General features: G+C 68.7%; 28 protein-coding genes. 16 read left to right on the top strand and 12 right to left on the bottom strand.

Annotated elements, in window-relative coordinates; all coding sequences use genetic code 11:
* Positions 1 to 489: a hypothetical protein gene (locus ABZS29_RS25330; protein ID WP_355465171.1), complete on the bottom strand. Its 489-nt coding sequence runs from the start codon at positions 487 to 489 to the stop codon at positions 1 to 3.
* Between the two features lie 249 nt (positions 490 to 738).
* Here ABZS29_RS25330 and ABZS29_RS25325 point away from each other — a divergent pair, with 249 nt between their 5' ends.
* Positions 739 to 3,315 (top strand): DUF3376 domain-containing protein, encoded by a 2,577-nt coding sequence (locus tag ABZS29_RS25325; protein WP_355465170.1) that lies wholly within the window; start codon positions 739 to 741, stop codon positions 3,313 to 3,315.
* Here ABZS29_RS25325 and ABZS29_RS25320 read toward each other — a convergent pair.
* The 4 genes from ABZS29_RS25320 to ABZS29_RS25305 all read right to left on the bottom strand — a co-directional run bounded on the left by ABZS29_RS25320 (position 3,290) and on the right by ABZS29_RS25305 (position 7,169).
* Positions 3,290 to 4,114 carry a DUF3097 domain-containing protein gene (locus ABZS29_RS25320; RefSeq protein ID WP_355465168.1) on the bottom strand — a complete coding sequence of 275 codons (825 nt, stop codon included), beginning with the start codon at positions 4,112 to 4,114 and terminating at the stop codon, positions 3,290 to 3,292. The two genes, ABZS29_RS25325 and ABZS29_RS25320, sit on opposite strands and share 26 nt — an antisense overlap.
* Positions 4,115 to 4,494: 380 nt before the next feature.
* Positions 4,495 to 6,000 carry an NCS1 family nucleobase:cation symporter-1 gene (locus ABZS29_RS25315; RefSeq protein WP_355465166.1) on the bottom strand — a complete coding sequence of 502 codons (1,506 nt, stop codon included), beginning with the start codon at positions 5,998 to 6,000 and terminating at the stop codon, positions 4,495 to 4,497.
* A gap of 46 nt (positions 6,001 to 6,046) precedes the next feature.
* Positions 6,047 to 6,817, bottom strand: coding sequence for an MBL fold metallo-hydrolase (locus tag ABZS29_RS25310; protein WP_355465164.1), 771 nt, complete (start codon positions 6,815 to 6,817; stop codon positions 6,047 to 6,049).
* Between the two features lie 10 nt (positions 6,818 to 6,827).
* Positions 6,828 to 7,169: an EF-Tu/IF-2/RF-3 family GTPase gene (locus tag ABZS29_RS25305; RefSeq protein ID WP_355465162.1), complete on the bottom strand. Its 342-nt coding sequence runs from the start codon at positions 7,167 to 7,169 to the stop codon at positions 6,828 to 6,830.
* Between the two features lie 81 nt (positions 7,170 to 7,250).
* Here ABZS29_RS25305 and ABZS29_RS25300 point away from each other — a divergent pair, with 81 nt between their 5' ends.
* The 5 genes from ABZS29_RS25300 to ABZS29_RS25280 all read left to right on the top strand — a co-directional run bounded on the left by ABZS29_RS25300 (position 7,251) and on the right by ABZS29_RS25280 (position 12,121).
* Entirely contained in the window at positions 7,251 to 7,901 is a 651-nt protein-coding gene (locus ABZS29_RS25300) for a ThuA domain-containing protein (protein WP_355465160.1), read from the top strand.
* Positions 7,886 to 8,983 carry a Gfo/Idh/MocA family oxidoreductase gene (locus ABZS29_RS25295; RefSeq protein WP_355465158.1) on the top strand — a complete coding sequence of 366 codons (1,098 nt, stop codon included), beginning with the start codon at positions 7,886 to 7,888 and terminating at the stop codon, positions 8,981 to 8,983. Before ABZS29_RS25300 ends, ABZS29_RS25295 begins: the two co-directional genes overlap by 16 nt.
* Before the next feature lie 61 nt (positions 8,984 to 9,044).
* Positions 9,045 to 10,067, top strand: coding sequence for a heat-inducible transcriptional repressor HrcA (hrcA, locus tag ABZS29_RS25290; RefSeq protein WP_355465156.1), 1,023 nt, complete (start codon positions 9,045 to 9,047; stop codon positions 10,065 to 10,067).
* Positions 10,068 to 10,259: 192 nt separating this feature from the next.
* A complete protein-coding gene (dnaJ, locus tag ABZS29_RS25285; protein WP_355465154.1) occupies positions 10,260 to 11,402 on the top strand; it encodes a molecular chaperone DnaJ in 1,143 nt (380 codons plus the stop codon).
* Between the two features lie 2 nt (positions 11,403 to 11,404).
* Positions 11,405 to 12,121 (top strand): 16S rRNA (uracil(1498)-N(3))-methyltransferase, encoded by a 717-nt coding sequence (locus tag ABZS29_RS25280; RefSeq protein ID WP_355465152.1) that lies wholly within the window; start codon positions 11,405 to 11,407, stop codon positions 12,119 to 12,121.
* A 276-nt stretch (positions 12,122 to 12,397) separates the two neighbouring features.
* On the opposite strand, the gene ABZS29_RS25275 is transcribed toward ABZS29_RS25280, so the two are convergent.
* Genes ABZS29_RS25275 through ABZS29_RS25265 form a run of 3 tightly spaced genes read right to left on the bottom strand, consistent with a single transcriptional unit; the run spans position 12,398 to position 14,551 of the window.
* A complete protein-coding gene (locus ABZS29_RS25275; RefSeq protein ID WP_355465578.1) occupies positions 12,398 to 12,886 on the bottom strand; it encodes a nuclear transport factor 2 family protein in 489 nt (162 codons plus the stop codon).
* A gap of 16 nt (positions 12,887 to 12,902) precedes the next feature.
* Positions 12,903 to 14,045: a Gmad2 immunoglobulin-like domain-containing protein gene (locus ABZS29_RS25270; RefSeq protein ID WP_355465150.1), complete on the bottom strand. Its 1,143-nt coding sequence runs from the start codon at positions 14,043 to 14,045 to the stop codon at positions 12,903 to 12,905.
* Positions 14,042 to 14,551: a SigE family RNA polymerase sigma factor gene (locus ABZS29_RS25265; RefSeq protein WP_355465148.1), complete on the bottom strand. Its 510-nt coding sequence runs from the start codon at positions 14,549 to 14,551 to the stop codon at positions 14,042 to 14,044. Before ABZS29_RS25265 ends, ABZS29_RS25270 begins: the two co-directional genes overlap by 4 nt.
* Positions 14,552 to 14,659: 108 nt before the next feature.
* Between ABZS29_RS25265 and ABZS29_RS25260 the strand changes: the two genes are divergently transcribed.
* The 6 genes from ABZS29_RS25260 (at position 14,660) to era (ending at position 19,786) form a co-directional block, all read left to right on the top strand.
* On the top strand, positions 14,660 to 15,610 hold the full coding sequence (locus ABZS29_RS25260) for a hypothetical protein (RefSeq protein WP_355465147.1): 951 nt from the start codon (positions 14,660 to 14,662) through the stop codon (positions 15,608 to 15,610).
* 138 nt (positions 15,611 to 15,748) lie between these two features.
* Positions 15,749 to 16,681: a PhoH family protein gene (locus ABZS29_RS25255; RefSeq protein ID WP_355465576.1), complete on the top strand. Its 933-nt coding sequence runs from the start codon at positions 15,749 to 15,751 to the stop codon at positions 16,679 to 16,681.
* Positions 16,678 to 17,157: an rRNA maturation RNase YbeY gene (gene ybeY / locus ABZS29_RS25250; protein ID WP_355465145.1), complete on the top strand. Its 480-nt coding sequence runs from the start codon at positions 16,678 to 16,680 to the stop codon at positions 17,155 to 17,157. Before ABZS29_RS25255 ends, ybeY begins: the two co-directional genes overlap by 4 nt.
* 1 nt (position 17,158) lies before the next feature.
* Positions 17,159 to 18,463: a hemolysin family protein gene (locus ABZS29_RS25245; protein WP_355465143.1), complete on the top strand. Its 1,305-nt coding sequence runs from the start codon at positions 17,159 to 17,161 to the stop codon at positions 18,461 to 18,463.
* An 11-nt stretch (positions 18,464 to 18,474) separates the two neighbouring features.
* Entirely contained in the window at positions 18,475 to 18,807 is a 333-nt protein-coding gene (locus ABZS29_RS25240) for a cytidine deaminase (protein WP_355465141.1), read from the top strand.
* A gap of 34 nt (positions 18,808 to 18,841) precedes the next feature.
* A complete protein-coding gene (era, locus tag ABZS29_RS25235; RefSeq protein WP_355465139.1) occupies positions 18,842 to 19,786 on the top strand; it encodes a GTPase Era in 945 nt (314 codons plus the stop codon).
* Here era and ABZS29_RS25230 read toward each other — a convergent pair whose 3' ends face one another.
* Positions 19,787 to 20,368: a TetR/AcrR family transcriptional regulator gene (locus ABZS29_RS25230; RefSeq protein WP_355465137.1), complete on the bottom strand. Its 582-nt coding sequence runs from the start codon at positions 20,366 to 20,368 to the stop codon at positions 19,787 to 19,789.
* 88 nt (positions 20,369 to 20,456) lie between these two features.
* Here ABZS29_RS25230 and ABZS29_RS25225 point away from each other — a divergent pair, with 88 nt between their 5' ends.
* Genes ABZS29_RS25225 through ABZS29_RS25215 form a run of 3 tightly spaced genes read left to right on the top strand, consistent with a single transcriptional unit; the run spans position 20,457 to position 23,001 of the window.
* On the top strand, positions 20,457 to 21,839 hold the full coding sequence (locus tag ABZS29_RS25225; protein WP_355465135.1) for an MFS transporter: 1,383 nt from the start codon (positions 20,457 to 20,459) through the stop codon (positions 21,837 to 21,839).
* Positions 21,829 to 22,302 (top strand): GNAT family N-acetyltransferase, encoded by a 474-nt coding sequence (locus ABZS29_RS25220; RefSeq protein WP_355465133.1) that lies wholly within the window; start codon positions 21,829 to 21,831, stop codon positions 22,300 to 22,302. The genes ABZS29_RS25225 and ABZS29_RS25220 overlap by 11 nt, the downstream gene beginning before the upstream one ends.
* A gap of 21 nt (positions 22,303 to 22,323) precedes the next feature.
* Positions 22,324 to 23,001: a GNAT family N-acetyltransferase gene (locus ABZS29_RS25215; RefSeq protein WP_355465131.1), complete on the top strand. Its 678-nt coding sequence runs from the start codon at positions 22,324 to 22,326 to the stop codon at positions 22,999 to 23,001.
* Here the strand turns inward: ABZS29_RS25215 and ABZS29_RS25210 are convergent.
* Positions 22,998 to 23,987, bottom strand: coding sequence for a GNAT family N-acetyltransferase (locus ABZS29_RS25210; protein WP_355465129.1), 990 nt, complete (start codon positions 23,985 to 23,987; stop codon positions 22,998 to 23,000). The genes ABZS29_RS25215 and ABZS29_RS25210 overlap by 4 nt on opposite strands.
* A gap of 40 nt (positions 23,988 to 24,027) precedes the next feature.
* The gene (locus ABZS29_RS25205; RefSeq protein ID WP_355465127.1) at positions 24,028 to 25,017 is read right to left on the bottom strand and encodes an oxidoreductase; all 990 of its coding nucleotides are present in this window, start codon (positions 25,015 to 25,017) and stop codon (positions 24,028 to 24,030) included.
* Positions 25,018 to 25,099: 82 nt separating this feature from the next.
* Here ABZS29_RS25205 and ABZS29_RS25200 point away from each other — a divergent pair, with 82 nt between their 5' ends.
* Positions 25,100 to 26,014, top strand: a complete 915-nt coding sequence (locus tag ABZS29_RS25200; RefSeq protein ID WP_355465125.1) for an AraC family transcriptional regulator — start codon at positions 25,100 to 25,102, stop codon at positions 26,012 to 26,014.
* On the opposite strand, the gene ABZS29_RS25195 is transcribed toward ABZS29_RS25200, so the two are convergent.
* Complete coding sequence (locus tag ABZS29_RS25195) at positions 26,003 to 26,419, bottom strand: PPOX class F420-dependent oxidoreductase (protein ID WP_355465123.1); 417 nt, start codon at positions 26,417 to 26,419, stop codon at positions 26,003 to 26,005. The genes ABZS29_RS25200 and ABZS29_RS25195 overlap by 12 nt on opposite strands.
* Between the last annotated feature and the right edge of the window lie 130 nt (positions 26,420 to 26,549).

The raw sequence follows: 26,549 nt of genomic DNA, 5'->3' as shown, positions 1-26,549 counted from the left end.
CTATCCACCGGTAGGAGTTTCGGGCGTTTCGCTGGGGAGCTCACCTGGAATGAAGAAGACCTGTGTGCCTTGCTTCTCGGCAGCCGCGCGGACGTCTCGGCAGTCCTGCTCGGTCGCGCACCTGACGTCGGCGGCGATGACGACCTGCACGTCTTTGTCGCCGGCCGCGACCTGTTCCGCGCCGACGTAGCAGGTCTCGGTCGAGTCCGGCTTCCAGACCACGCCGGTGCACTGCGGACGGTCGCTCGAACAGACCTGCTGGTTGAGCTTGAACACGTTGTCCGGTTCGAGCGTGACCGTGCCAAGCGTGACGGTAGTGCCTTCCGGGATCTGGCCGGCCAGCCATGCGACCGCGGTGCATTGCTTGACTCCGGCCTCGTCGGGATTACCGCCGATCGGCGCGGTCGCGAGCGAGATGGCGGGCTGATTCTGCTTGGTCTGCGTGCTCTCCGGGTCCGTCGGCTCCGGCGCCGGCTCGTCGGACGTCACCGATTCCTGGGGCGGCGTCGTACCACCGGGCGGGTCACTACCCGCTGACGTATCGCTGCATCCGACAACCAGCATTACGATCGCAACTGCCGACGCCATCACTGTGCGCATACCGGCCACCCCCGATTACAGAATGCGCCTCGCCTCAGGTGCCGACAACACTTCGACGCAGCAACGTTCTGTTCACGCTCCGCTGTTGCTTTCGTCTCTCTTCGTGACATTGTGGTACCAGTGAGGCTAGGGGGACTTATGAGTGAGCATGAGATCCGGATCGCGCTGGTTCTCAACGGTGGCGTCAGTCTGGCTGTGTGGATGGGCGGCGTGACGCACGAGCTGGACCTGATCCGGCGTGCGTCGGGCTCGGACAACGCGCCCGTTTCGCAGCCGTACGACGCGGTGCTGGCGGACCGTTGGCGTGAGCTGTGCCGCCGGGGTGACGAACGGCGGCGCGTGGTCGTCGACGTCATCGCGGGGACGAGCGCCGGCGGGCTGAACGGGTCGTTGCTGGCGACCGCGATCTCGAACGGGTCGACGCTGGACCCGGGTGGATCGGACGGTCCGTGGCTGCGCCAGAAGTGGGTCGGGCTGGGATCGCTCGAGGTCGGCAAGCTGGTGCCGTCGGCCGGTGCGAAGTCGACGTCGGTGCTGGACGGCAACTACTTCCTGCAGGAGCTCGACAGTCTGCTCAAGGACGTCGCGGACGCCGGTGAGACCGCGGCCGAGGAGCCGGTCACCTTGTTCGTGACCGCGTCCGGGTTGGGGGTTCAGCAGTTCGAGGCGCGTGATGCGGCCGGCCAGCGGTTCGTCGTACCGGACCATCGGTATCTGTTCGCGTTCACCAGCGAGAACGCGGCGAAGTACGACGGGACCACGCGGACGTTCGAGGTCAAGGACACAAACGGGTTGAAGGACACCAAGCTGCTGGCGCGGGCCGCGCGAGCGAGTGCGTCGTTCCCGGCCGCGTTCGGCCCGGTGCTGGAGACGCCGAAGCTGGCGGCGTCGCCGCCGCGGATGCAGCCGACGACCGCGGACTCCGGTGCCTGGCTGGTCGATGGCGGTGTCCTCGACAACGCCCCGTTCGGGCCGGTGCTCGACGTGGTGGCGCGGCGGCCGGTGGCCGGACGAGCGAGCCGGTACGTCCTGTACGTCGTACCGTCGGCCGGGATCGGGAGTGCGGCGACAGCGTTGCCCGAGGCGAAGGAGCCGAGCTGGCGAGTGGCCGCGCTGTCGGCCGTGCAGTTCCCGCGCGAGGTCGACTTCAGGTCCGATGTCGAGCAGCTCGAACGGCTGCTGCTGGAGGCGGACGCGTCCTGGTCGGACACCCAGCGGCTCTTCGATCGTTGCTTGGAGCAACCAGTTGAGCTGCAGCGGCTGCGCTCCGCGGCGGAGGCTCTGCAGCCGGTCTATGCGCGCGGGCGGGCCGCCGGGGGAGTCTGGGAGGCCGTTACGATCGCGAGCCACGACCACTCGACCGTGCTCGACGCAGCCTCTGCCTTGTCCGAGCCGGAGATCGACGAGATCCTCGCGACCGCGCACCCGTGGGTGCCGGATCCGGACGGCTCGATCGAACCACTGCGCAAGGACGGTGAGTCGCTCTGGCTGTGGGGGAGTGGTGCGGCCGAGCGTGTGGTCCGCTTGGTCCTGCGGTCGCTGCGCACCCGGATCGACGTCGCACCGATCGCGGAGCGGCCGGATCTCGAGCGACGGTTGATGGCGGCCAGCGATTGCCTGCTCAAGGTGCAGGCCGTCCGGGACGCGTTGACCGAACAGCTCACCAAGGCGGACCTCGACCTGCGGCCGGCCGGAGGTGCGGAGGCGGTCGCGGTCGGGCTGACCGACATCTTCGAGGACCTGCAGATCCAGCAGGCACTGGGCTCCGCGTTCGCGGACCTGATCGAGGTGGTCGGCTCGAACCTCGTCGAGACCGCCCTCGCGGTGGAGATCGTCTCCCGCTGTACGTCGGCGCGGACGCCGCAGCAACGCAGTGCGCCGTTCCAGTTCCTGCGGCTCGGGCCGGACATTCCGCTGACCCTGCTGGAGGATCTACCGGCCGGGTCGATCGCGGACGACCTGAAGGATCGCATCCTCTACGGCAGTCAGGTCGGGCACTTCGGCGCGTTCGGTGCGGCGGACTGGCGACGCTGGGACTGGCTGATGGGTCGCCTGCACTGCGTGGCGCACCTCGGGGCGATGCTCGGCGCCGATGCGGACTGGATCCGCGAGACGCAGCGCCAAGTCCTGCTGGCCGAGGACTGGAAGCCGCAGGCGCTCGCGGACCGGATCCAGCGGCTGGCCGAGGACTTCCCGATCGATGCCGGCCTCGGTGCGCTGACGACGATGCGGGACGAGCTGAACCAGTCGGCGGAGGGCCGCGCCACGACCAAGGGTCTGGCCGATCGGATGATCGATGTCTCCGGTGGGATCAGCCCGCAGGTCGGCAGCGCGGTGCGAGCGATGGCCGGACGTAAACAGGAGCCGAAGACGTGGCTGCTGCGGACCGCGCGCTGGTTCACCGAGCCGGCCCGGCAGACGGTGTGGGGCCGACTCGTGCGGGGAGCCAAGCTGACGCCGGCGCACCGGCCGCTGCTCTTCGAGCCGTGGCTGCCGGTGGCTGCGCTTGGCGTCGGCGTACTGCTGCTGGTTGTCGCCGGCATCGTCGATGCACCGGCGGTGCGCATCGTTGTCGCCGTACTGGCGGGGATGGTGCTGGCTTCGGCCGCGGTGCTCGGTGCGTTGACCTGGTACGTACGCCGGGCGCGCCGGCTGATCCGGGCGTGGATCGAGAAGCGGTTGCCGGAGATCAGTCCAGCGTCACGAAATCGATGAGCTCCTCGACCCGGCCGAGCAGGCTCGGGTCGAGGTCCGCGAAGCTGTTCACCTTGGACAGGATGTGCTTCCAGGCCGCGGCGACGTCGGCCTGGTCGGTGGCCGGCCAGCCGAACGACTGCAGCACGCCCTTCTTCCAGTCCTGGCCGTGCGGGATCCGCGGCCAGGCCTTGATCCCGACCGACGACGGCTTGATCGCTTCCCAGACGTCGATGAACGGGTGCCCGACGATCCGGACGTACCGGTTGTCGATCTGGGCGGCGATCTTCGACTCCTTCGAGCCCTCGACCAGGTGGTCGACCAGCACGCCGAGCCGCCGGCCGGGACCGGGCTGGAACCGGTTCACGATCCCGGGCAGGTCGTCGATGCCCCCGAGGTACTCGACGACGACACCTTCGATCCGCAGGTCGTCACCCCAGACCTTCTCGACCAGCTCGGCGTCATGCCGGCCCTCGACGTAGATCCGGCTGGCCCGGGCGACCTTGGCCCGGACGTTGTCGACCGCAACCGAACCGGACGCCGTCCGGGTCTTCTTGGCCGGGCCGGCCTTCTTCGGCGCGGTCAGGCTGACCGGCTTGCCGTCCAGCCAGAACCCCGGCCCCATCGGGTACGAGCGGATCTTGCCGTGCCGGTCCTCGAGATCGACGACGCCGTGCTCCCAGCGCACGATCGCCCCGACGAACCCGGACGAGGGTTCCTCGACGACCATGCCCTTCTCGATCTCGACCTCGACGGTCCGCCCGTTCTTGGGTTTGCGCCAGTCCCCACTCAGTACGTCGTTCCCATACCGATCAGCCACGCGCCAACCGTACGTGCTCTTCGCCCCCTTCCCCCTCAACCACACACCCCAACCCCCTCAACTCTCACCCCTACCTCCCCGCCACCGAAGCCAGTGCGCGAGTGGGGGGAGTGTGCTTACGAGTGTGAGGACTGGGGTGCTGGTAAGGGCATTCCGTCGACGCACTCCTCACACTCGGCGCCAGGTTCTTGGAGCCCGCGCGAGGAGCCGCCGTACCCCGCGACCGAAGCCAGCCTGCCCCGCGACCGAAGCCAGCGTGCGAGTGGGGGAGTGTGTGGTTGTGGGTGTAAGGAAGCTGGGGTTTGGTGAACGGTTGGCGGTACGGCCCTTGCAGCCGGGGTGCTGGCTGGGATCGGAGGCTACGCCGGGTCGGGTGGTTGTTAGCGGGATGCGGGGGCGGGTTTGGCAAGGAGGTAGTAGGCAGCGAAACCGGCGACCAGGCCGACGATCCACGAGTAGTCGTACAAGGGTTTGAGGAACGGGATCAGGCCGTCCGCGGGGAACGGGCCGGCGCCCGGGTTCGAGTACGCGCCGCCGACCGCGAGGACCGAGCCGAACACCGTTGCCGCGACCGCGCGCCAGTTCCAGCCCGACGAGTACCAGTAGCGGCCGGACGACTTGTAGAGGTCGGGCAGGGCGAGCGCCGTACGGTCGACGAACCAGTAGCCCGCGATCAGGACGCCGGCGACCGAGGCGAGCAGGCCGCCGTAGAAGGACAGCCAGACGAAGATGTAGATCGACGGGTCCGAGATCAGCCGCCACGGCTGGATCACGATGCCGATGACACCGGTGAGCAGGCCGGCCGTCCGGAAGTTCAGCCAGCGCGGCAACGCGTTCGCGAAGTCGTACGACGGGCTGACGACGTTGGCCGCGACGTTGCACGACATGGTGGCGAGGATCGCCATCACCAGACCGATCGTGACGACGACCGGGTTCTCGAAGCGCCGGGTGAGCTCGACCGGGTCCCAGATCGCCGAACCGTAGACCAGGACCGTGCCCGAGGTGGTGATGATCGAGACCAGCGCGATGAACGACATCGTCGTCGGCAGGCCGATGATCTGCCCGATCACCTGCTGGCGCTGGCCTTTGCCGAACCGGGTGAAGTCCGGCATGTTCAGGCTCAGCGTCGCCCAGAACGCGATCATGCCCATCAGCGACGGCGCGAAGATCTTCCAGAAGTCGGCGTCCCAGCCGAGCTTGGAGGGCTGCGACAGGATCGGGCCGAAGCCGCCGGCCTTGACCAGGATCGCGATCATCAGCGCGAGGAACGCTACCGTGACCAGCGGCGCCGCCCAGTTCTCGAACCGCCGCAGTCCTTCGATGCCGCGCCAGATCAGCACCATCTGCAGCAGCCAGAAGAAGCCGAAGCTGAGCCACATCGTCCACGGGTGACCGCCGACCGCGGACGCCTCGGTCCAGCCCTTGCCGAACAGCTCGCCGACGATCACGTAGATCGCCTGACCGCCGATCCAGGTCTGGATCCCGAACCAGCCGCAGGCGATGAACGCCCGCAGCAGCGCCGGGAAGTTCGCCCCGCGGACGCCGTAGAAGGCGCGCGCGAAGACCGGGAACGGGATGCCGTACTTGGTCCCGGCATGGCTGTTCAGCAACAGCGGCACGAGGACGATCAGGTTCCCCAGCGTGATCGTGAAGAACGCCTGCAACCAGTTCATCCCGAGCGCGACCAGGCCGGCGGCAAGCAGATAGCTGGGGATGTTGTGCGCCATCCCCATCCACAGGGCGGCGTAGTTGTACGTCGTCCAGTTCCGATCGGCCAGCCGGGTCGGCGCGAGCTCCGCGTTCCCGTACTTGCTGGTCGCGATCACATCCGGATCGGTGAGCTCGACCCGGCCGTCGGGGTGCGTCGTCTGTTCAGTCGTGGCCATGGATCAAGTTGCGCCTTTCACCTGACCCATGTCAACGAGTAACTACTCAGCTGGGCCCGAGGAGCGGAATGGTGGGGCGGCGCGGCGGCCCGAGCACTGCGTAGCCGCGCTTGATCGCGTCCTGCAGCCCGGCCGGGTCCCACGGCCAGCCCTCGGTGTGCTGCAGGGCGTCCTCGAGCGACTTGCCGTTGTGGTGGAGGTCGGAGATCGTATTGGCGACCTGGCCGATCTCGTCTCGTTGCGCCGTCGCGAAGGCGGCGTCGACGACCGCGCCGTGGCCCGGTACGACGACCGCGCCCTTCGGCATCGTCCCGATCACGCGCTCCAACGTGTCCGGCCACTCGAGCGGGAACGAGTCCTCGCCGTACTGCGGGGGCTGGGACTCCTCGACGAGGTCGCCCAGGAAGAACACGTTCACGTCCGGTACGACGACGACCGCGTCGCCGGCGGTGTGGGCGTTCCCGAGGTAGAGCAGCTCGACCCGGCGATCACCGAGGTCGATCACCTTCGCGACCGAGAACGACTCGGCGGTCAGCTCCGCGGCCTCGACCGTGTTCTCGTGCGCGTACGCCGTCGCATCCGTGAAGACGCTGTTGCCGTTCACGTGGTCGAAGTGCGAGTGCGTGTTGACGACCCAGCGCACCGGCAGATCGGTCAGCTCGCGGATGTGGCCGAGCAGTTCCTCGGCTTCTTCGGTCGTGGCCCGGGTGTCGATCACCAACGCCCCGCCGGATCCCACGACCAGCCCGACGTTCAGGTCCAACTCGTCGTACCGACGTACCCAGCACCTGTCGCCGATCTCGGCCCAACCACTCATACCGAGGACCCTACTTGCCGATCACATCGCCTCTGAGCACCTGGTCCTTCGCGACCCCGCGCAGCAACAGCCCGACGTTGTCGCCGGCGTTCGCGACCGTGGTGGTCTTGCGGAACATCTCGACGCCGTCGATCTGGCTCTGCAGCACGACCTGTCCGCCCCGGACGACCACGACCTGGTCACCCACCGACGCACTGCCCGAGAGCACCCGCCCGGTCACCACCGTGCCGCGACCGGTGATCGAGAACACGTCCTCCACCGCCAGCCCGAACGTGCCCGGCGGCAGGACATCCTGCGGTCGCACCCCTGGGAAAGGGGTTGCAGCCGACTTCTTCCAGAACTTCCAACCCATGGCCCGACCCTAGACCTTGCCCGGTACACACGCTTAAAGTCATTACGAATATTCCGGTAGTTCATTCGAAAGTTTCGAAGGATGGTCGATGTGACGACACGACGTGCACTGGTGGTGCGGGGTGGCTGGGACGGGCATGTGCCGGTCGAGGCGACCGAGTTGTTCATCCCGTACCTGAAGGAGAACGGGTACGACGTCACCACCTCGGAGAGCACCGAGAGCTACCTGGACCTGGACGGCGTCGATCTCGTCCTGCAATGCGTGACGATGTCGAAGGCCGATCCGGAGCACCTCAAGAGCCTGGACCAGGCGATCCGCCGCGGCACCGGGTTCGCCGGCTGGCACGGCGGGATCGTGGACTCGTTCCGCGACAACGCCGACTACAGCTTCATCACCGGCGGTCAGTTCATCTCGCACCCGCACAACTTCACCGACTACCGCGTCGAGGTCGTCGGTGAGCACCCGATCGTCGAGGGCATCACGCACTTCGACGTCCACACCGAGCAGTACTACGTGCACGCGGACCCGACCAACAACGTGCTCGCGACCACCACCTTCGACACGCACCCCGACTTTCCCTGGATCGAGGGCGCCGTGATGCCGGTGGTCTGGACGCGGACGTGGGGTGAGGGCCGCGTGTTCGTCTGCACGGTCGGTCACAAGCTCGACGACTTCGACGTCCCCGAGGTACGCACGATCATCGAGCGGGGGCTGCTGTGGGCGAGCAAGTGACAAGGGTCGGCATCGTCGGAACCGGCGTCATCTCGGGCACCTACCTCGAGCACCTGGCCAAGCTCCCCGGTGTGGAGGTCGTCGCGGTCGCGGATCTCGACCTCGCCCGCGCGCAGGCCGTCGCGACCGATGGCGTTCGCGCGCTCTCACCCGATGAGCTGTACGCCGCCGACGACGTCGACATCGTCGTCAACCTCACGATCCCCGCGGCGCACGCCGCCGTACATCAGGCTGCGATGGCCGCCGGCAAGCATGTGTACGGCGAGAAGCCGCTGGCCATGGATCGCGCGGAAGCCGAGCCGCTGCTCAAGTACGCCGCTGCGAACGACCTGCGCATCGGCTGTGCCCCGGACACCGTCCTCGGCACGGGCACCCAGACCGCGCGAGCCGTCATCGATCGTGGTGACATCGGTACGCCGCACGCCGCGACCGCCTTCATGGTTACGCCCGGCCACGAGCTCTGGCACCCGGCGCCGGAGTTCTACTACCAGCCTGGTGGCGGCCCGGTGCTCGACATGGGCCCGTACTACGTGACCAGCCTGGTCACCATGCTCGGCCCGGTACGCCGGGTGACCGCGCGGGCCGGTCGGTCGAAACAGGAGCGGATGATCCACACCGGCCCCCGGGCCGGGACCGTGTTCCCGGTCGAGGTGCCGACGCACCTGACCGGCGTACTGGAGCATGAGTCGGGTGCGTTGACCACGGTGCTGATGTCGTTCGACGTGTGGGCCGGGCGGCTGCCGCGGATCGAGGTGCACGGCACCGAGGGCAGTCTGTCCGTTCCGGACCCGAACACCTTCGACGGCGCCGTCGAGCTCGTCACTGCGGCCAACCGGGAGTGGACCGAGGTACCGGTCGCCGGTGGGTACGCCGACTCGGGTCGTGGCGTCGGTGTCGCGGACATGGCGCGGGCGCTGCGCAACGGCGAACCGCACCGGGCGAACGGCGAGCTGGCGTACCACGTGCTCGACGTACTCGAGTCGTTCATCGACTCCGCCGTACAGGATCAACCGCTGGATGTGGCGAGCACCGTGACGCGCCCCGCAGCGGTTCCGTTGGGAGCGACGCCCGACACCGCCTAGACTGGCACTCTGAACTTGTGAGTGCCAGGTCGTACTGGCCGGCTGGGAGAGGGTGGTGCGCGTGCTGGACGAACGCAAACTGGATGTTCTCCGCGCCATCGTCGAGGACTACGTGGCCACCCATGAGCCGGTCGGCTCGAAGACTCTGGTCGACCGGCACAACCTGGGCGTCTCCCCGGCCACCGTGCGTAACGACATGGCCGCGCTGGAGGAGGAGGGGTACATCACCCAGCCGCACACCAGCGCCGGTCGGATCCCGACCGATGCCGGCTACCGGCTGTTCGTCGACAAGCTGAGCACGGTCAAGACGCTCTCCGCGGCCGAGAAGAAGGCGATCACGTCCTTCCTCGGCGGCGCGGTCGACCTGGACGACGTCGTCCGGCGGACCGTGCGGCTGCTGGCGCAGATCACCCGCCAGGTCGCGATCGTGCAGTACCCGTCGCTGAACCGGTCGAGCGTTCGCCACATCGAGGTGGTCACGATGACCCCGCGCCGACTGCTGCTCGTGCTGATCACCAGCAACGGCCGGGTCGAGCAGCGGATCGTCGAGCTCCCGAAGGACATCGAGGAGCAGTTGGTCGCCGACCTCCGGTCGCGACTGAACACGGCGATGGTCGGCCAGCGGCTGACCGAAGCGGCCACCTCGCTGGCCGCCGTCGCCGACAACTTCGCCCCGGAGGACCGGTCGCTGGTGAGCGCGATCGTCTCCACCCTGCTCGAGGCGTTCACCGACGAGATGGGCGAGCAGCGGATCGCCGTCGGCGGCGCCGCCAACCTGACCCGGTACGGCGACGACTTCGAGCGGAACGTGAAGCCGGTGCTGGAGGCGCTGGAGGAGCACGTCATCCTGCTCAAGCTGCTCGGTGAGGCGACCCACCCACAGACCCTGACCGTCCGCATCGGTCACGAGAACCCGTACGAGGAGCTGGCCACCACCTCGGTGGTCGCGACCGGCTACGGGTCGAAGTCGGAGGCGCTGGCCACGCTCGGCATCGTCGGCCCGACCCACATGGACTACCCGAGCACGATGGGCGCTGTCCGGGCCGTCGCGCGCTACGTCAGCCAGATCCTGGCCGAATCCTGATGAAAGGGGGTGTGTGATGGCCCAACGCCTACTGCGCAGCACTCGGCACGGCATCTCGCCGCACTGGAGGAAAGGCCACGATGGAACCACATCGAGGCCTCCCCTCCAGCACGCCGAGCTACCGCCCCGAGCACTTGCTCGCTACGGCGCTGGACCATCACACACCCCCACCACCAACCCCTGGTCTGGAGTATGAGCACCGATTACTACGCCGTCCTGGGCGTCAGCCGTGACGCTTCAGCGGACGAGATCAAGAAGGCGTACCGCAAACTGGCACGCCAGTACCACCCGGACGTGAACGACTCCGAGGACGCGCACCACAAGTTCCAGGAGATCGGCCGCGCGTTCCAGGTGCTGAGCGATCCGCAGAAGCGGCAGATGCACGATCTCGGCGGCGACCCGTTCGCGTCGGCCGGTGCGGGGGGCGGACCGGGCGGCTTCGGTCAGGCGTTCACCTTCACCGACATCATGGACGCGTTCTTCGGCCAGACCGGCGGGGCCACCCGCGGGCCGCGGCCGCGGACCCGCCGTGGTCAGGACGCGTTGATCCCGCTGCGGATCGACCTCGCCGAGGCGGCCTTCGGGACCACCCGCGAGCTCAAGGTCGACACCGCCGTACTCTGCCCGACCTGTTCGGGCTCCGGCGCGGCGGCGGGCTCCGAGCCGGTCACCTGCGAGATCTGCCACGGTCGCGGCGAGGTCACCCACACCCAGCGCTCGTTCCTCGGCGAGGTGCGCACCATGCGCCCCTGCCCGAACTGCCGCGGCTTCGGTACGACGATCCCGAACCCGTGCGTGGAATGCGCCGGCGACGGCCGCGTCCGCTCCCGCCGTACGGTCACTGTGAAGATCCCCGGCGGCGTCGACACCGGCACCCGGGTGCAGCTGTCCGGCCAGGGCGAGGTCGGCCCCGGCGGCGGTCCCGCCGGTGACCTGTACGTCGAGATCGAGGTTGAGCAGCACGAGGTCTTCACCCGCAACGGCGACGACCTGCACTGCACGGTGACCCTGCCGATGACGGCGGCCGCCCTCGGGACGACGATCGACCTGCCGACGCTGGAGGGCGAGAGCACCCCGCTGGAGATCCGGCCCGGCACGCAGTCCGGGACGGCGATGACGCTGACCGCGCGCGGTGTACCGCGGCTGCGGCACGCGGGCCGCGGCGACCTGATCGTGCAGATCATCGTCGAGACCCCGACCAAACTCGACGAGAGTCAGGTCGAGCTTCTCCAGCAGCTCGCGGTGGCTCGCGGCGAGGAGCGTCCGCAGGGTCAGATCCAGGCAGCCCACAAGGGTGTCTTCGGTCGCCTCCGCGACGCCTTCGGCCAGCACTAGAGATGGGCATTGCGGTCTTCTTCGCCGCCGAACTCGACGGCGAGGAGCTGACCCTGGACGGGGCGGAGGGCCGGCACGCCGCCGTCGTACGGCGGATCGGCCCCGGCGAGCGGATCCGGCTGACCGACGGCCGGGGCGCGTGGGCCGAGGGCCCGGTGACGACCGCCTCGAAGTCCGGACTGACCGTGGCCGTCGACCAGCGCGGCAGCGAAGCACCCGGTACGCCGCGGCTCGTCGTCGTACAGGCGTTGCCGAAGGGGGAGCGCGCCGAACTGGCCGTCGAAATGCTGACCGAGGTCGGCGCCGACGTGATCGTGCCGTGGAACGCGGAGCGCAGTCAGTTCCGCAGCAACCCCGAGCGGTCCGCGAAGACGCTCACCAAGTGGCAGGCCTGGGCCTTCGAGGCGAGCAAACAGTCCCGCCGGTCGTGGTTCGCCGAGGTCGCCCCGATCGCGACGACGCCCGAGATCGCCAAACTGCTGCAGGACGCGGCTCTGCCCGTGATCCTGCACGAGGAAGCGACTGTCCCCCTCGCCGGCCTCGAGGTCCCAGCCACCGGCGACATCGTGATCGTCATCGGCCCCGAAGGCGGAATCGCCCCCGTCGAGCTGGCCGCCTTCGCCGTCGAGCCGGTCCGCCTCGGCGACACAGTCCTCCGTACGTCGACCGCCGGCGTGGCCGCCGCCTCAGCCCTCCTCGCCCGCTCCCGCTGGAGCTAATGGGCCGGGGCAGCTAACCCGCCCGTGCGGCTCGTGCGTGGATCCGTGGCCTGACCCGCCCGGGCCAGCGGTGGCGCAGGCGTGCGCGGCCCGCTGAGGTTGTCATTGGCTACAGATGAACGGTGGTTGCCGCTAGCGGCGTGAACGCCGCCCTGATCGATGGGATATCCCCGGGTGTTGCCCCTCCTCAGCTCGTATACGGGGAGCGAACGGGCAACAGCAACGGATATCCGTTGGTGTTGGCGGAGCGACGAGTCGTCCGCCCGTGAACTGGCGCTAGCCCCGCACTGCGTGCTGGTAGGTGGCGAGCGCCTCGGGGTCGTCGATGCTGCCGTGGTGATGAGCCTGCGCCCAGCGGCCGTCGTCGTAGGAGAAGATGCGCGTCGTACGGATCGTGAGCGGCACTTCGCCACGGTCGGGGTGCTGGTAGCTGCCGGTCTCGCGACCGGCGAAGACCACCGAGTCCGCGTGCCAGTAGGTGGCCGCGTCGCCGAAGGTGACCTGGAGGCGGAGGTCGCCGGCGAAGACCTTGCGGTAGAGGTCTGCCACCGCGGCCCGGGAACGCAGGATGCCACCGAGCGGGTTGTTCAGCTGGACCAGTTCGTCGTCGGTCCAGACCGCCGTCAGGACGTCGAGGTCCTGCTGGTTGAGCGCGTAGTAGAACGTCTCGAGCGCCGCCAGCGCGCCGTCTCGCCCGGGCTGTGCTGCCTCCGCGAGCCGGTTCCGCGCGCCGAGCCCGAACTGATAGTCGGCGAGTTCGATCATCACGAGTCGATCGTACTCAGCGCACCACGATGGTCTTGGTGTCCAGGTCGCTGACCGCGCCGTTCTCGGCCGACAGCAGGTAGGCCTCGATCTGCCACTGGCCTGGCTCGAGCTTCAGCTGGAAGGTAAAGGGCGCGAACTTCTGCCCCTCGGTGGTGTTCACGACGTCCTTGAACGTCCGCCCGGTCTTCGCGTTGGTCGCGACGTAGTTGACGGTCGCCTCGTAGGCGGCGGCCTGGCCCTTCACGGTGACCAGGCCGGAGCTCGTCATCGACCCTTCGGTCGGCGACTCGATCGAGACCAGCGCCCGGACGTCGGCCGCCTGGGCGCGCAGGAGCGGCTCACTGGTGTCGACCTGGCCGAACAGCCGCGCGCCGGCCCGGCCCTGTTGCAGGACCTGGACCGGCTGGGTGCTCTCGCCCAGCGCACCTTGGACGGTGTAGACGAGCTGCTGCGCCGCGACCTCCGCGACGGCCGGATCGATCCTCGTCGCCGGCGGCAACCGCTCGAAGTCGACGGTGATCAGGTCGCCGTCCGTCGACACCGACTTCACCTTGGCGCCCTTCCAGAGCGAGTAGTAGTCGGCATCGTCGGGCTGCTGCGTCGTCATGATCTCGACGGCCTCGTACGCCGGCCGGCCCGACACCCTGGAAAACGTCCGGTAGAGCCTCGTCGACGACTTCGCCTGCACGCTCGGCTTGGTCATCGGCCGACCGGCGGCGGCGTCGCCCAGCCAGTAGACCGCGACGGCTTTGTCCGACACGGCCGGCTCGGAGATGCTGTGTCTGGGCTCGGGAGTGGTCGACCGGTCGGCCGGCGCCTCCGTCGGCGCCGTAGCCGACTGGCTCCGCGGGGTCTCCGGCGGAACCACCGGTGCGCCGGTGGCGGAGGTGACTGTGCCGGGTCCGGCGACGGCGTCGCCCTCGTCCGCTGTGTTCAGGTTGTCGTTGAAGACCGTGAAAGCGCCGACCGCTGCCGCCGTACCGACAGCGGCCAGGCCGGCTGTCACCACCCACGGGCGGCGCACGACAGGACGCCGTACGGCGTGGGCGCGGGTGAGGATCTCCGGCAGGGCGTCGGTCGGCTCGATCCGGTCGGCCTCCTCGGCCAGGGATCGGCGCATCAGCTCGTCGAACGGGTCCTTCGAGTAGTCGTTCATAGGTTCTGCTCCAGGAGCTGGCGTAGCGACTTGGTCGCTCGCGCGGCATGGCTCTTCACCGATCCGCGGCTGATCCCCATCGTGTCGGCGATCTCCGCCTCCGACAGGTCGCCGTAGTAGCGCAGCACCATCACGGTGCGCTGCTTCTCCGGCAGGTTGCGCATCGCTTCGATGACCCGGTCGGTCTCGGCCGTCCGCAGCGCCGCCTGCTCGGCACTCGGCTCGTCCGGCAGGCTGCGCGGCATGTGCTTGTCGACCACGACCAGGTGGCGCTGGCGGGAGCGGGTGCGGTTCACCACGGCGGTGCGCAGGTAAGCGAGTGCCTTGTGGGGGTCGCGCAGCCGGTGCCAGTGCCCGTGCATCGCGACGAACGCGTCCTGCACGATCTCCTCGGCGGTTCCGGTGTCACGCAGCAGCAAGGCGGCGAGGCGGACCAGCGACGTGTAGTGCGCCGTGTAGACAGCCGTCAGCGCCTCGTCGGCATTCCACGAGGACTCATGTGTCACGCACTCTTCGTACACCACCGCAGGTTGTGCCACACAACAGAGACGCGAAGGCCTTGTCCCAGGTTGACAACAGCGCTCGATGAACCGTTCCGCTGGCACCCTCTGTACATGAAGCAGCACGGAGACGGTCACTGGTGCGGGCACCGGGACATCACCTACGCCGCCGTCGGGCGCTTGTACGACCGGATGTCTCGGGACGGTCTGACCCGCCAGGAGTACTCCGAGCAGCTCGACAAGGCGCAGGCCTACCAGGACCGCCCGCTCGGCGCCGGCGTGATCAAGAACTTCAACGGCACCGGAAAACCCTTCGTGTACGCCGGAATCGGGCCGACCGGTCACTCGGCGTACGCGAATCCGGACGCACAGCGAGCACACTTCATGGCCGACCCGTACCGGCGCGGCGCCGACAACCTGCAGTCGAACACCGAGTACCTGTACGCCGAACTCGCAGCGGCTCATACTGCCGAGTCGCCGCACGACGAGATGATGCACCTCGGTGCGGCCGTGCACGCGTTGCAGGACAGCTATTCCGGCGCCCATGCCTGGCGGGAGCTCTCCGTGTACGACGGCGATCCCACCGCGCGCGTCCAGTCGTTGCACGTGTTCACGCCGGGGCATGTGGTGGGGCTGGACAAGCACCGCAACACGCATGCCGACGAGTTCGACTCACCACCGGCCAAGTCCGGGTCCACGCTGGCCGCGATCGAGGCGACGTACCGGATGTTGCGGGCGTACGAGGTGAATCGGGACAAGCCGCCGCAGGAAGCAGAGCTCGCCCACCGGGCAGCGCTGGACGAGCTGGTCCGGCCGGGGGACAAGGTCGAGGTGAACCTGCATCCGACAAAGGAGTGGGAAGCCGAGCGGGACCAGCGGCTGGCGCTGGAGCAGGCCGGTCCGGGCACCCAGCGGTCCGGGGAGCTGGGGCAGCTGCGGGGTGTGCTGACAGCGAACGCCGCGCCCGGTCAGGTGCCGTCCGGAGGCGCCTATCGGCCGCCCGAACAGCGGGCAGCGGGCGTGTCCCGGGAAAATGGCAGTGAGGGTGTCGGCCGGGGCGGCTAGCATGGACGTCTCACACTACTTTTCTTCAGGAGGAAGAGCCTGTCCAGGCCACGCAGTATCGAACCGGAGGCGCGCGCGGACGGCGCCACCGCGACCCCGCAGGCGGCCCACAAGATCGTCGTGCCGAACAGCATCGACATGGTGGCCCTGCTCGGAGCCCGGGACGAGTTCCTCCGCATCATCGAGAAGGAGTTCGTCGCCGACATCCTGGTCCGCGGCAACGAGATCACGCTCAAGGGCGAGCCGGCCGAGCTGGCGCTGGCCGAGCGGCTCCTCGACGAGCTGGTCGTGGTGATCCGCACCGGGCACGGCCTGACCGCCGACTCGGTCGAGCGGAGCATCGCGATGGTCAAGCAGGCCACCGGCGAGAGCCCGGCCGACGTGCTGACCCAGAACATCCTGTCCAGCCGCGGCCGCACCATCCGGCCGAAGACGCTGAACCAGAAGCGCTACGTCGACGCCATCGACAAGAACACGATCGTGTTCGGGATCGGCCCGGCCGGTACCGGCAAGACCTACCTGGCGGTCGCCAAGGCGGTGCAGGCCCTGCAGGCCAAGGAGGTCAGCCGGATCATCCTGACCCGGCCGGCCGTCGAGGCCGGCGAGCGGCTCGGCTTCCTGCCCGGCACGCTGTCGGAGAAGATCGACCCGTACCTGCGCCCGCTGTACGACGCCCTGCACGACATGCTCGACCCGGAGTCGATCCCGCGGCTGCTGACCGCCGGCACGATCGAGATCGCGCCGCTGGCCTACATGCGCGGCCGGACGCTGAACGACGCCTACATCATCCTCGACGAGGCGCAGAACACCTCGCCGGAGCAGATGAAGATGTTCCTCACCCGGCTCGGCTTCGGCTCGAAGATGGTCGTCACCGGTGACGTCACCCAGGTCGACCTGCCGACCGGGACGAACTCGGGACTGCGGGTCGTCCAGGACATCCTCGACGGTGTCCAGGACCTGGAGTTCTGCCGGCTCACGTCGCACGACGTGGTCCGGCACAAGCTGGTCGGCCGGATCGTGTCGGCGTACGAGAACTACGAAGGACAACGGGGCGCTGAGCACCAAAGATGAACGTTGAAGTGAACAACGAGTCCGGCGTCGAGATCGACGGCGGCGGACTGATGCGGCTGAGCCGGTTCGTGATGTCGTCGCTGCGGCTGCACCCCGAATGCGAGCTGTCGATCAAGCTGGTCGACGAGGACACGATGGCCAGGTACCACGTCGAGTTCCTGGACCTGCCGGGTCCGACCGACGTGATGTCCTGGCCGATGGACGAGCTGCGGCCCGGGTCGGACGGCGGTGACGACGCCGACCTGCCGCTCGGGCATCTCGGCGACATCGCGCTCTGCCCGACCGTCGCGGCCGCCCAGGGCGCGAAGGCCGGCCACGGCACGTGGGCCGAGCTGGAGCTGCTGACCGTCCACGGCATCCTGCACCTGCTCGGGTACGACCACGCCGAACCGGCCGAGAAGGCCGAGATGTGGGACATCCAGGGCCGGCTGCTCGAAGCCTGGCGCGCCCCCGGAAACAGGTTGGAAGGCGTCTGACGTGAGTTCCCACGACCTGGTCCTCCTGGTCGTTGCGGTCGCGCTCGTCCTGCTCGCCGGTGTGTTCGCCGGCATCGAGGCGGCGCTGTCGGCGTACTCGAAGGTGCGCGCCAACGAGCAGGTGGAACTGGGCAACCTGCGCGCGGTGCGGTTGCGCGACCTGCTCTCGGACGCACCCCGCTACCTGAACTCGCTGCTGCTGCTCCGGCTCAGCTGCGAGATCACCGCGATCGTGCTCGTCACCCAGGCGCTCTCGAACGTCTTCGAGGTCACCTGGGAGCACATCCTGATCACCGCGGTGGTGATGATCCTGATCTCGTACGTGATCATCGGCGTCGCGCCGCGGACGCTGGGCCGGCAGCACTCGGACCGGTTCGCGATCGTCTCGGCCGGCCCGGTGATGGCGCTGACCCGGATCCTCGGGCCGCTGCCGAAGCTGCTGATCCTGGTCGGCAACGCGCTCACCCCGGGCAAGGGGTTCGCGGCCGGCCCGTTCGCGACCGAGGCCGAGCTGCGCGCGCTGGTCGACTACGCGGAGAAGTCCGCGGTGATCGAGTCCGGCGAGCGGCAGATGATCCACTCGGTCTTCGAGCTCGGCGACACCATCGCCCGCGAGGTGATGGTGCCGCGCACCGACATGGTCTACATCGAGAAGCACAAGAAGCTGCGCCAGCTCACCTCGCTGGCGCTGCGCTCGGGCTACTCGCGGATCCCGGTGATCGGGGAGTCGCTGGACGACATCGTCGGCGTCGTCTACCTCAAGGACGTGATGCGCCGGGTCTACGACAACGCCTCGGCCGAGTCGACCGAGCGGGTCGAGTCGGTGATGCGCCCGTGCATGTACGTCCCGGACTCCAAGCCGGTCGACGAACTGCTGCGCGAGATGCAGGCGGCCCGGATGCACCTCGCGATCGTCGTCGACGAGTACGGCGGTACCGCCGGTCTGCTGGCGATCGAGGACATCCTCGAGGAGATCGTCGGCGAGATCACCGACGAGTACGACGAGGACCCGGACTCGGTGCAGGAGCTGGCCGACGGCGCGTTCCGGGTCTCCAGCCGCTACCCGATCGACGAGCTCGGCGAACTGTTCGGCGTACCGCTGGACGACGACGACGTCGACACCGTCGGCGGCCTGATGGCCAAGCTGCTCGGCAAGGTGCCGATCCCCGGCGCCGAGGTCGAGATCGCCGGCCTGTCCCTCACCGCGGAGCGGCCGTCCGGCCGCCGCAACCAGGTCGGTACTGTGCTCGTGCGCCGCGAGGAATCCGTCGCCGGCCGCACCGACTCGAACCACCAGCACGCCTAACTAGGAGTCTTGTGTCAGATCTTTCGGCGGAGGACGCCAAACTCGTCACGCTCGCCCGGGCCGCGCGAGCCCGGACCCGCGCGGCGGAAGGAGCTGCCGTCCGCGATTCCGACGGCCGCACCTACTCGGCGTGCACGGTAGCCCTCGACACCGTCGACCTGACGGCACTGCAGCTGGCCGTCGCCATGGCACTGGCGTCCGGCGTGAAGGGCCTCGAGGCCGCCGCCGTCGTCACCGAGGCGGATACTGCTGACGTCAACGTGGTCCGGCACTTCGCCGGCGCCGCGATCCCGGTCGTCGTGGCCGATCCGACCGGAGAGGTCCGCAATGTCATCAACACCTAAGAGTTCGTCCAAGGGCAAGGGTCGCCCGGCTCCTGTGCCTGCGCCTGCGCAGGTCAGCACTCCGGATGGGTTCAAGTCCGGGTTCGCGTGTTTTGTGGGCCGGCCCAACGCGGGCAAGTCGACGCTGACCAACGCATTGGTCGGCAAGAAGATCGTGATCACCTCGTCGAAGCCGCAGACCACGCGGCACGCCGTACGGGGCATCGTGCACCGGCCGGACGCGCAGCTGATCCTGGTCGACACCCCCGGGCTGCACAAGCCGCGGACGCTGCTCGGTCAGCGGCTGAACGACCTGGTGAAGACGACCTGGGCCGAGGTCGACGTGATCGGGATCTGTCTGCCGGCCAGCGACAAGATCGGCCCTGGTGACCGCTTCCTGGTCGCCGAAGCCGCGAAGGTCGCCAAGACACCGAAGGTCGCGCTGGCCACGAAGGCGGACCTGGTCGAGCCGGAGCGGATGCTCGAGCACCTGAGCGAGATCCAGGCGCTGGGGGAGTCGGCCGGTATCGAGTGGGCCGCGATCATCCCGGTCTCGGCGACGTCCGGGTTCCAGGTCGACCTTGTCGCCGACGAGCTCACGCGGCTGCTGCCGGACGGTTTCCCGCTCTACCCCGACGGCGACATCACCGACGAGCCCGAGGAGACCCTGGTCGCGGAGCTGATCCGCGAGGCTGCCCTGGAGGGCGTCCGCGACGAGCTCCCGCACTCGATCGCCGTCACCATCGACGAGATGGGTCTGCGCGAGGACCGCCCCGAGGACAAGCCGCTGCTCGACATCTACGCGAACATCTTCCTCGAGCGCGACAGCCAGAAGGGCATCGTGATCGGCCACAAGGGCGCCCGGCTCCGCGAGGTCGGCGCCGAGGCCCGTCGCCAGATCGAGGCCCTGCTCGGTACACCGGTCTACCTCGACCTGCACGTCAAGATCGCCAAGAACTGGCAGACCGACGCCAAGCACCTCCGCAAACTGGGCTTCTGATCAGGCCACGCGTTCGCCCGGAGGGGTGAACGCGGCGAGCAAGGTCGCGGTGATGTAACCCGCGGCCTTGCCCGAGCTGAGCCGGCCGGCCTGGATTTCGCCCGCCGCGCCGTGCATCACGTTGTGCATCACGCTGACCAGCCAGGACACCGGCAGGTCCGACCGGAATACGCCCTCGGACCGTCCGCGCTCGAGCAGCTTCTCCACCCGTGCCATCGGGTCGGCGTGCAACTCACGCACACGACCGGACGGCAACGTCTCCTGGGCCGCGACGAGCAGCGCGGCGTACCGGTCCACCAGGTGCCAGCTCGACTCGACCAGCCGGGCCAGCGCCTCACGCGGGTCGCCGGTCAGGTCGACCTGGGACAGCGATTCTTCGCCGACCTCGATCGCGTGCACGAAGACCGCGTCGACCAGCTCGGCCCGCGAGGGGAAGTGACCGTACAGGGTCACTCGCCCGACCCCGGCCGCCTTCGCGATCTCCGACGTACTCGCGGCCGGATCCCGGCTGAGGCACTCCGTCGCCGCGCCCAGGATCGCGGCGATGTTGCGCTGCGCGTCGGCCCGTTTGCCGGTCGTCATCTGCACGACCTCCTCTTGTTGAACACCACTGTTCGAGTTACGGTACCAAACCTAACCTGTACAGCGATGTTCGACTTAAGGAAGAATCATGACCGAACCGAACCCGCTGCGGTGGCGGCTGCTCGGGCTGCTCGCCGTCGCGCAGTTCATGCTGATCCTCGACGTCACCGTGGTTGCGATCGCGCTGCCCACCATCGAGACCGACCTCGGTCTCCGGCGGGAAACCCTGACCTGGGTGGTGAGTGCGTACACGCTGATGTTCGGCGGCCTGATGCTGCTCGGCGGCCGCGCGGCCGACCTGTTCGGCTCCCGGCGCGTCGTCCTGACCGGTCTGCTGGTCTTCACCGCGGCGTCGCTGACCACCGGCCTGGCCGACGGCCCCGAGTTGCTGATCGGCGGGCGGGTCGCGCAGGGCATCGGTGCCGCGATCCTGTCGCCGGCCGCACTCTCGGTCGTCACCAGGACCTTCGACGGCGAAGAGCGCAACAAGGCCCTCGGCATCTGGTCCGCGATGGGCGGTGGGGGCTCGGCCATCGGCGTACTGCTCGGGGGTCTGCTCACCGCCGGTCCCGGCTGGCCGTGGGTGTTCTACGTCAACGTGCCGATCGGCCTGATCGTCTTCGCGCTGCTGCTTCGGATGCTGCCCGCCGACCGCCCGGCCGGCCAGCCGGGCCGCCTCGACGTACCGGGTGCGCTGCTCGTCACGGCCGGGACCGCCGCGGCGATCTACGGGTTGATCAATGCCGGCGACCGTGGCTGGTTGTCCGCCGCCACGCTCGGCGCTCTCGGCGCCGCGATCATCCTGTACGGCGCCTTCGCCGCGGTGCAGCGGTCGGTCCGGTCGCCGCTGATGGACCTGCGCATCCTCACCCGCCGGACCGTTGCCGCAGGCACCTTCATGATCCTGGTCGCGACCGCGCTGATGATCGCGATGTTCTTCCTCGGCTCGTTCTACCTCCAGCACTTCCAGCAGTACGGCGCTCTGCGGACCGGACTGCTGTTCCTCCCGGTCGCGGTCGCCGCGATCGCCGGCGCACAGGCCGCAGGCCGGCTGGTGGGAACGACCGGCGCCAGGCCGGTCGCGATCGCCGGGTTCGCGGTCGCGGCGCTCGGACTGGCTGCCCCCGCGATCTGGGACGGTGCTGCGGTGATCGTGATCGGCATGACGGTGGGGACGATCGGCGTCGGGGCGGCCTTCGTCGCCGCGTCGACGACGACGTTCGCCCAGGTCGACTACCGCGAGGCCGGCCTGGCGTCCGGAATCCTGAGCACCTTCCACGAGTTCGGTGCCTCGCTCGGCGTCGCCGTGGTGTCCAGCGTGGCGGCGGCCAGCTTGGCCGGGACCGTGAGTACGGGGTTCGTCCGCGGGTTCACGTTCGCCGCGATCACTGCCGCGGTGGCGGCTGTTCTCGCGCTGGGCGTCGTACCGGCGCTGAAGTCTTCGACCGGAGAGGTGCACAGTGCCCATTGAGATCAGGCGGGCCGCAGTCGCGGACGCCGAGACCGTGCTGATGCTGCTGCTGGAGCTCGCGGCGTACCAGGACCAGCAGCAGTATGTGCAGTCGACCGTGGCGGACTGGCGGCGCTTCCTGGGGCGCGAGGATGTGATCGTGCTGCTCGCCGAAGTCGACGGCGAGCCGGCCGGGTACGTTTCCTCGCTGCGACGCCCGTACCTGTGGGTCGGTGGTGACCAGTTGGCCCTCGACGACCTCTATGTCCGGGACCAGTACCGCGACGGTGGCGTCGGACGGCAGCTGATGCTGGCGCTGGCCAGGGAAGCGCTGCCGGACCGGCTACCGATCGCCTGGGGACTGCAGCTCGAGAACACTGCCGGGTACCGCTTCTACGAACGGCTCGGCGCCCGGCTGGTCACCAAGACAGCGGCCAGCTGGTCGCCGGATGTCTACGCAGGACTGCTGGATCAGGACGGGTGATCGCGGCGATATCCTTTGTGCATGTCGGCACAGGAGCTGCTCTACCCGGGGTACGCCGCCCTGACCGGTCCTAACGCGGTCTTCGCGGAGTCGCGCGGTAACGCTGTCCGGTATCTGCCCGAGATCGCGCCGTTCCTGGCGGTCCCGCCGGAGCCGACCGAGCAGGACTGGGCCGACGCGGCCGCCCTGCTCAGCCCCGGTACGGCGGCCGCCCTGATGCGCCCGGGGTTCGTGCTGCCGGAGTTCCTCAAGCTGGACAAGCAGTTCGACCTGGTCCAGTTCGTCGCGCCGGAGGGCCTGGCCGCGGTCGACGACGAAGCCGTCAGGCTGACGGCGGACGACGTGCCGGAGATGATCGCGCTGGTCGCGCTGACGGATCCGGGACCGTTCCGCACTCGCACGATCGAGCTGGGTCCGTACCTCGGCATCCGCCGCGGCGGCGAGCTGATCGCGATGGCCGGCGTACGACAGACCCTTCCGTCGTACGCCGAGATCAGCGCTGTCTGCACTCACCCCGACCACCGCGGTCAGGGCCTGGCGCGCCGGTTGATCCGGGCAGTCGCGGCAGAGATCACCGCGACCGGCCGGACCCCGTTCCTGCACACCGGCGGCACGAACGTGAACGCCCAGCGGCTCTACACCGCGATGGGCTTCACGGTCAGCAACCGCATGTACGTCACGATCGTCGAGGCGGTCTAGAGCTTCTTCTGGTATTCGAAGTCCCGCGTGATGATGCGGTAGTTCAGCTGCTCGTTGATCCCGATCATGTGGTCGTTGGACTCCGCGTTCCAGGTGTCGATCGAGGCCACCTCGGGCGCCGCCGTCCGCAGCCACAGCAGCATGTCGGTCTTCACCAGCGCGCCGAGCCGATGTCCACGGTGGTCGCGGGAGACCGCGGTGTCGTGCTGCCAGGCGATCCACGGACGTTCACCGTCGACGGCGATCACGGTGTGACCGGCGAGCCGGCCGGTGGCCTTCTCGCGGGCGACCACCCGGTACGTCGTCATGTCGCACTTGCGCTGCGCTTCTTCGTAGTCCCGCAGCCGCTGTGCGGTGTAGACGTCGTCCTCGATGTCGAGGTCGTCGGTCGGCGCGTCGTTGATCGACGCGGTCACGGCAACCATGTCCTCGAGCATGTCGTCGGGCAGCGGAGCGTTGAGCCGGATCAACTCGTAGCCCGCCGACGCCTCCACCGCCTTGTCGTGCAAGGCCTGGACGACATCCCAGTCCAGGCCGGTCAGGTCCTGGCGGCGCTGCACCTCGATGGCCTTGCGCTCGTACCCGTGCTTGGCGGCGAACGGCTCGACCGCCGGGGACTCGTGGGCGCCGGCGCCCACCGTGTCCTTGCCGGCGTCGGCCGCCAGCTTCTCGAAGTACTTGACCAGCTCGGAGCCGATGCCCCGGCGGCGATGCTCGGGGTGGACCACCACGCCGAACCAGGCCTGGTTGAGGTTCTCCCACTTCGGATAGTGCACGTCGAGCTGGCCGACCACCGTACCGTCGGTGTCGCGGGCCAGGTAGGCATGGCCCGGGTTCAGGTCCCAGCCGTACCGGAGTCCGTTCGCCAAGCCCTTGGGGGTCGGCAGGATCTCTTCAGGGCAGTCGACCTTCGCGGCTGCGGTCTGCAGTGCTACGGCGTCGACACAGCCGGCTTCGTCGTCAGGCGACAGTCTGGTGATCTCCACCTCCCCAGACTGACGCGCTCGACCACTTCCCGCGAATGATTTATCGGGACCGCAGCAATTCGTCGGACAGTTGCCACAATTGGCGCGCATTCTCCGGGTCGATCGCGTACGGCAGCACGCCGAAGGCTCCCGGTGTCAGCGCCAGTACGTCGGTGTCCGGCCGCTCGCCGGTGTGCACCTCGGCGACCTCGACGTCTTCGCAGTACAAGCCGCCGAGTCCGTCGAGTTGCCGACTGGTCGCGCACCAGACCTGGGTCGCGGCACCCTGCTCGGGTGTCTTCAGGCCGCGGCTGGGGTCGATGATCGGCTGGAAGTCGTCGTCCAGGAACCCGCCCTGGCGCAGGACCTCGCGGTCGGCGCTCTGCGCCAGGTTGGTCATGATGCTGCCGGGATGGACGGCGAACGCGCGGACGCCGTGGTCCCGCTCGCGGGCGTCGAGCTCCACCGCGAACAGGACATTCGCCGTCTTCGACTGCCCGTACGCCGCATAGGGCGCGTACTCGCGATGCTCGAAGTTCGGGTCGTCGAAGACGACCGGGCTGTAGCGATGGCCGCGCGACGACACCGCGACGACCCGCGCTCCCTGCGCTGCCCGCAACGCAGGGAGCAGCCTCGTGGTCAGCTGGAAATGCCCGAGGTGGTTGGTGGCGAACTGCGACTCGAAGCCGCGGGCGTCGCGGGCCAGGGGAGTGGCCATGATCCCGGCGCTGTTGACCAGGAGATCGAGTGCGCGGCCGCTGCCGAGGAAGCGATCCGCGAATGCGTCGATGCTGACCGGATCCAGGAGGTCCAGTTCGTTCACCACGACACCGTCGATACCGGCGAGCTGCCGGCTCGCCCGCGCGGTGTCGCGCGCCGGGACGATCACGTCGGCACCGGCCGCGCGGAAGCTGCGAACCGTCTCCAGGCCGAGACCGGAGTAGCCGCCGGTGACGATCGCGGTCCGGCCGGTCAGATCGATGCCGTCGATGACGTCGGCGGTCGTCGAGTACGCCGTGAAACCGGATCCGATGGGTTGCTGTGTGCTCATAGCTTGAACGTAGGCCGGGAGATCCGTACGTTGAATGCTTGTGAGTCCTAAAGATTTGCGCGATCGTACGGATGATCCGCTGGTGGCGACCCTCGCGCTCACCGAGGCGCGATGCCATGTCTCCCGCGGCTTCGAGGCGTACGGCGACTGGGCGCTGCGCTACCCGGCGGCCGGCCGGCTGAAGTTCAGTGCGATGGTCGAAGGCAGTTGCTGGATCGACTTCGGGGACGGTGCGCCGCGGATCGAGCTGCGGCCTGGTGACGTCGTGCTGTTCGACGGACGACGGGGATTCGTGAAGGGCAATGCCGACGTACCGGCCGGGGACGCGGTGGCGGCGTTCGAGGCGAGCGACGGGCCGATCGCCCGGTTCGGTAGCGGTGCGGCCGATCGGTCCGGGCCGAAGGCGGTCGGCATCGGCGGGCACGTCAGCGTGAACCGGACCGGCGCGGAGCTGCTCCTGCGAGCGCTGCCGCCGGCCATCGTGCTGCGGGCCACCGATGAGCGTGCGCAGACCTTTCGCTGGCTCCTCGACAGACTGTTGCATGAGGCAACGACCGTCGATCCGGGGGCGAGCCTGGCCGCGAACACCGTGGCCCAGTTGCTGTTCGTCGAGACCTTGCGGGCCTGCCTCGCGGATGCCGGCTCGCTGCCGGTCGGTTGGTTGCGAGCGATCGCGGACGACCGGATCGCGCCCTCGCTGCGCCTGATGCACGGCGATCCGGGGCGGGCCTGGCAGCTCGAGGAGCTGGCGAAGGCGGCGGCGATGTCCCGGACGACGTTCGCCGAACGGTTCCGGGACGTGGCCGGAGTGCCGCCGCTGACCTACCTGCTGAACTGGCGGATGCGGCTGGCCGAGCGTGCGTTGCGCGACGACGACATCTCGCTGTCCGCGCTCGCGCACTCGCTCGGCTACACCTCCGGCAGTGCCTTCAGTACGGCGTTCAAACGCGTGAACGGCGTGGCGCCGAAACGCTACCGCGAAGCCTCACGCCGGTGAGGGCATCCCGTACGCGTGCTCGACCGTCATCGAGAACAGCAGCCGTTTGTCCTGCACCATCACGGCCCGGTACTCGTCCCAGTCCGGGTGCTCGCCGGATCCCTTGCGGTAGTAGTCGACCAGTTCCTCGACCACTGCGTCGTACGGGTCGGCGGCGACCGGGCTGAGCTCGGCCTTGCCTTCCAGTACGACGTACGAGCGGCCGTTCGGGCCGTCGACGTAGACGCTGGCGCGCGGGTCGCGGCGCAGGTTCTTGGTCTTGGCCCGGTCGTCGGTCAGTGAGATGCGGATCCGCTCACCGTCGTACACATAGGTGATGTTCGACAGCTGCGGGCGGCCGTCGCGCTTGAGCGTGACGAGGACACCGAGGCCGGTGCTGCCGATCCGTTCCAGGAGAGAGGTCATGCCGGTGAGCCTACGAATTCAAGTGCGCTTGAGGACAAGCGCGTCACGCTCCGTGTCTCGCCGGGTGAGACCCCCGGTTCGACGGCCGGGCAAGGTTGTGCATAGACTCACAGTCACTATGCGGCACCAG

The organism is Kribbella sp. NPDC005582 (assembly GCF_040605415.1).
Taxonomy (GTDB): Bacteria; Actinomycetota; Actinomycetes; order Propionibacteriales; family Kribbellaceae; genus Kribbella.
The sequence above is the reverse complement of the archived record's forward strand: the minus strand, read 5'-3'. Positions and strand labels throughout refer to the sequence as shown.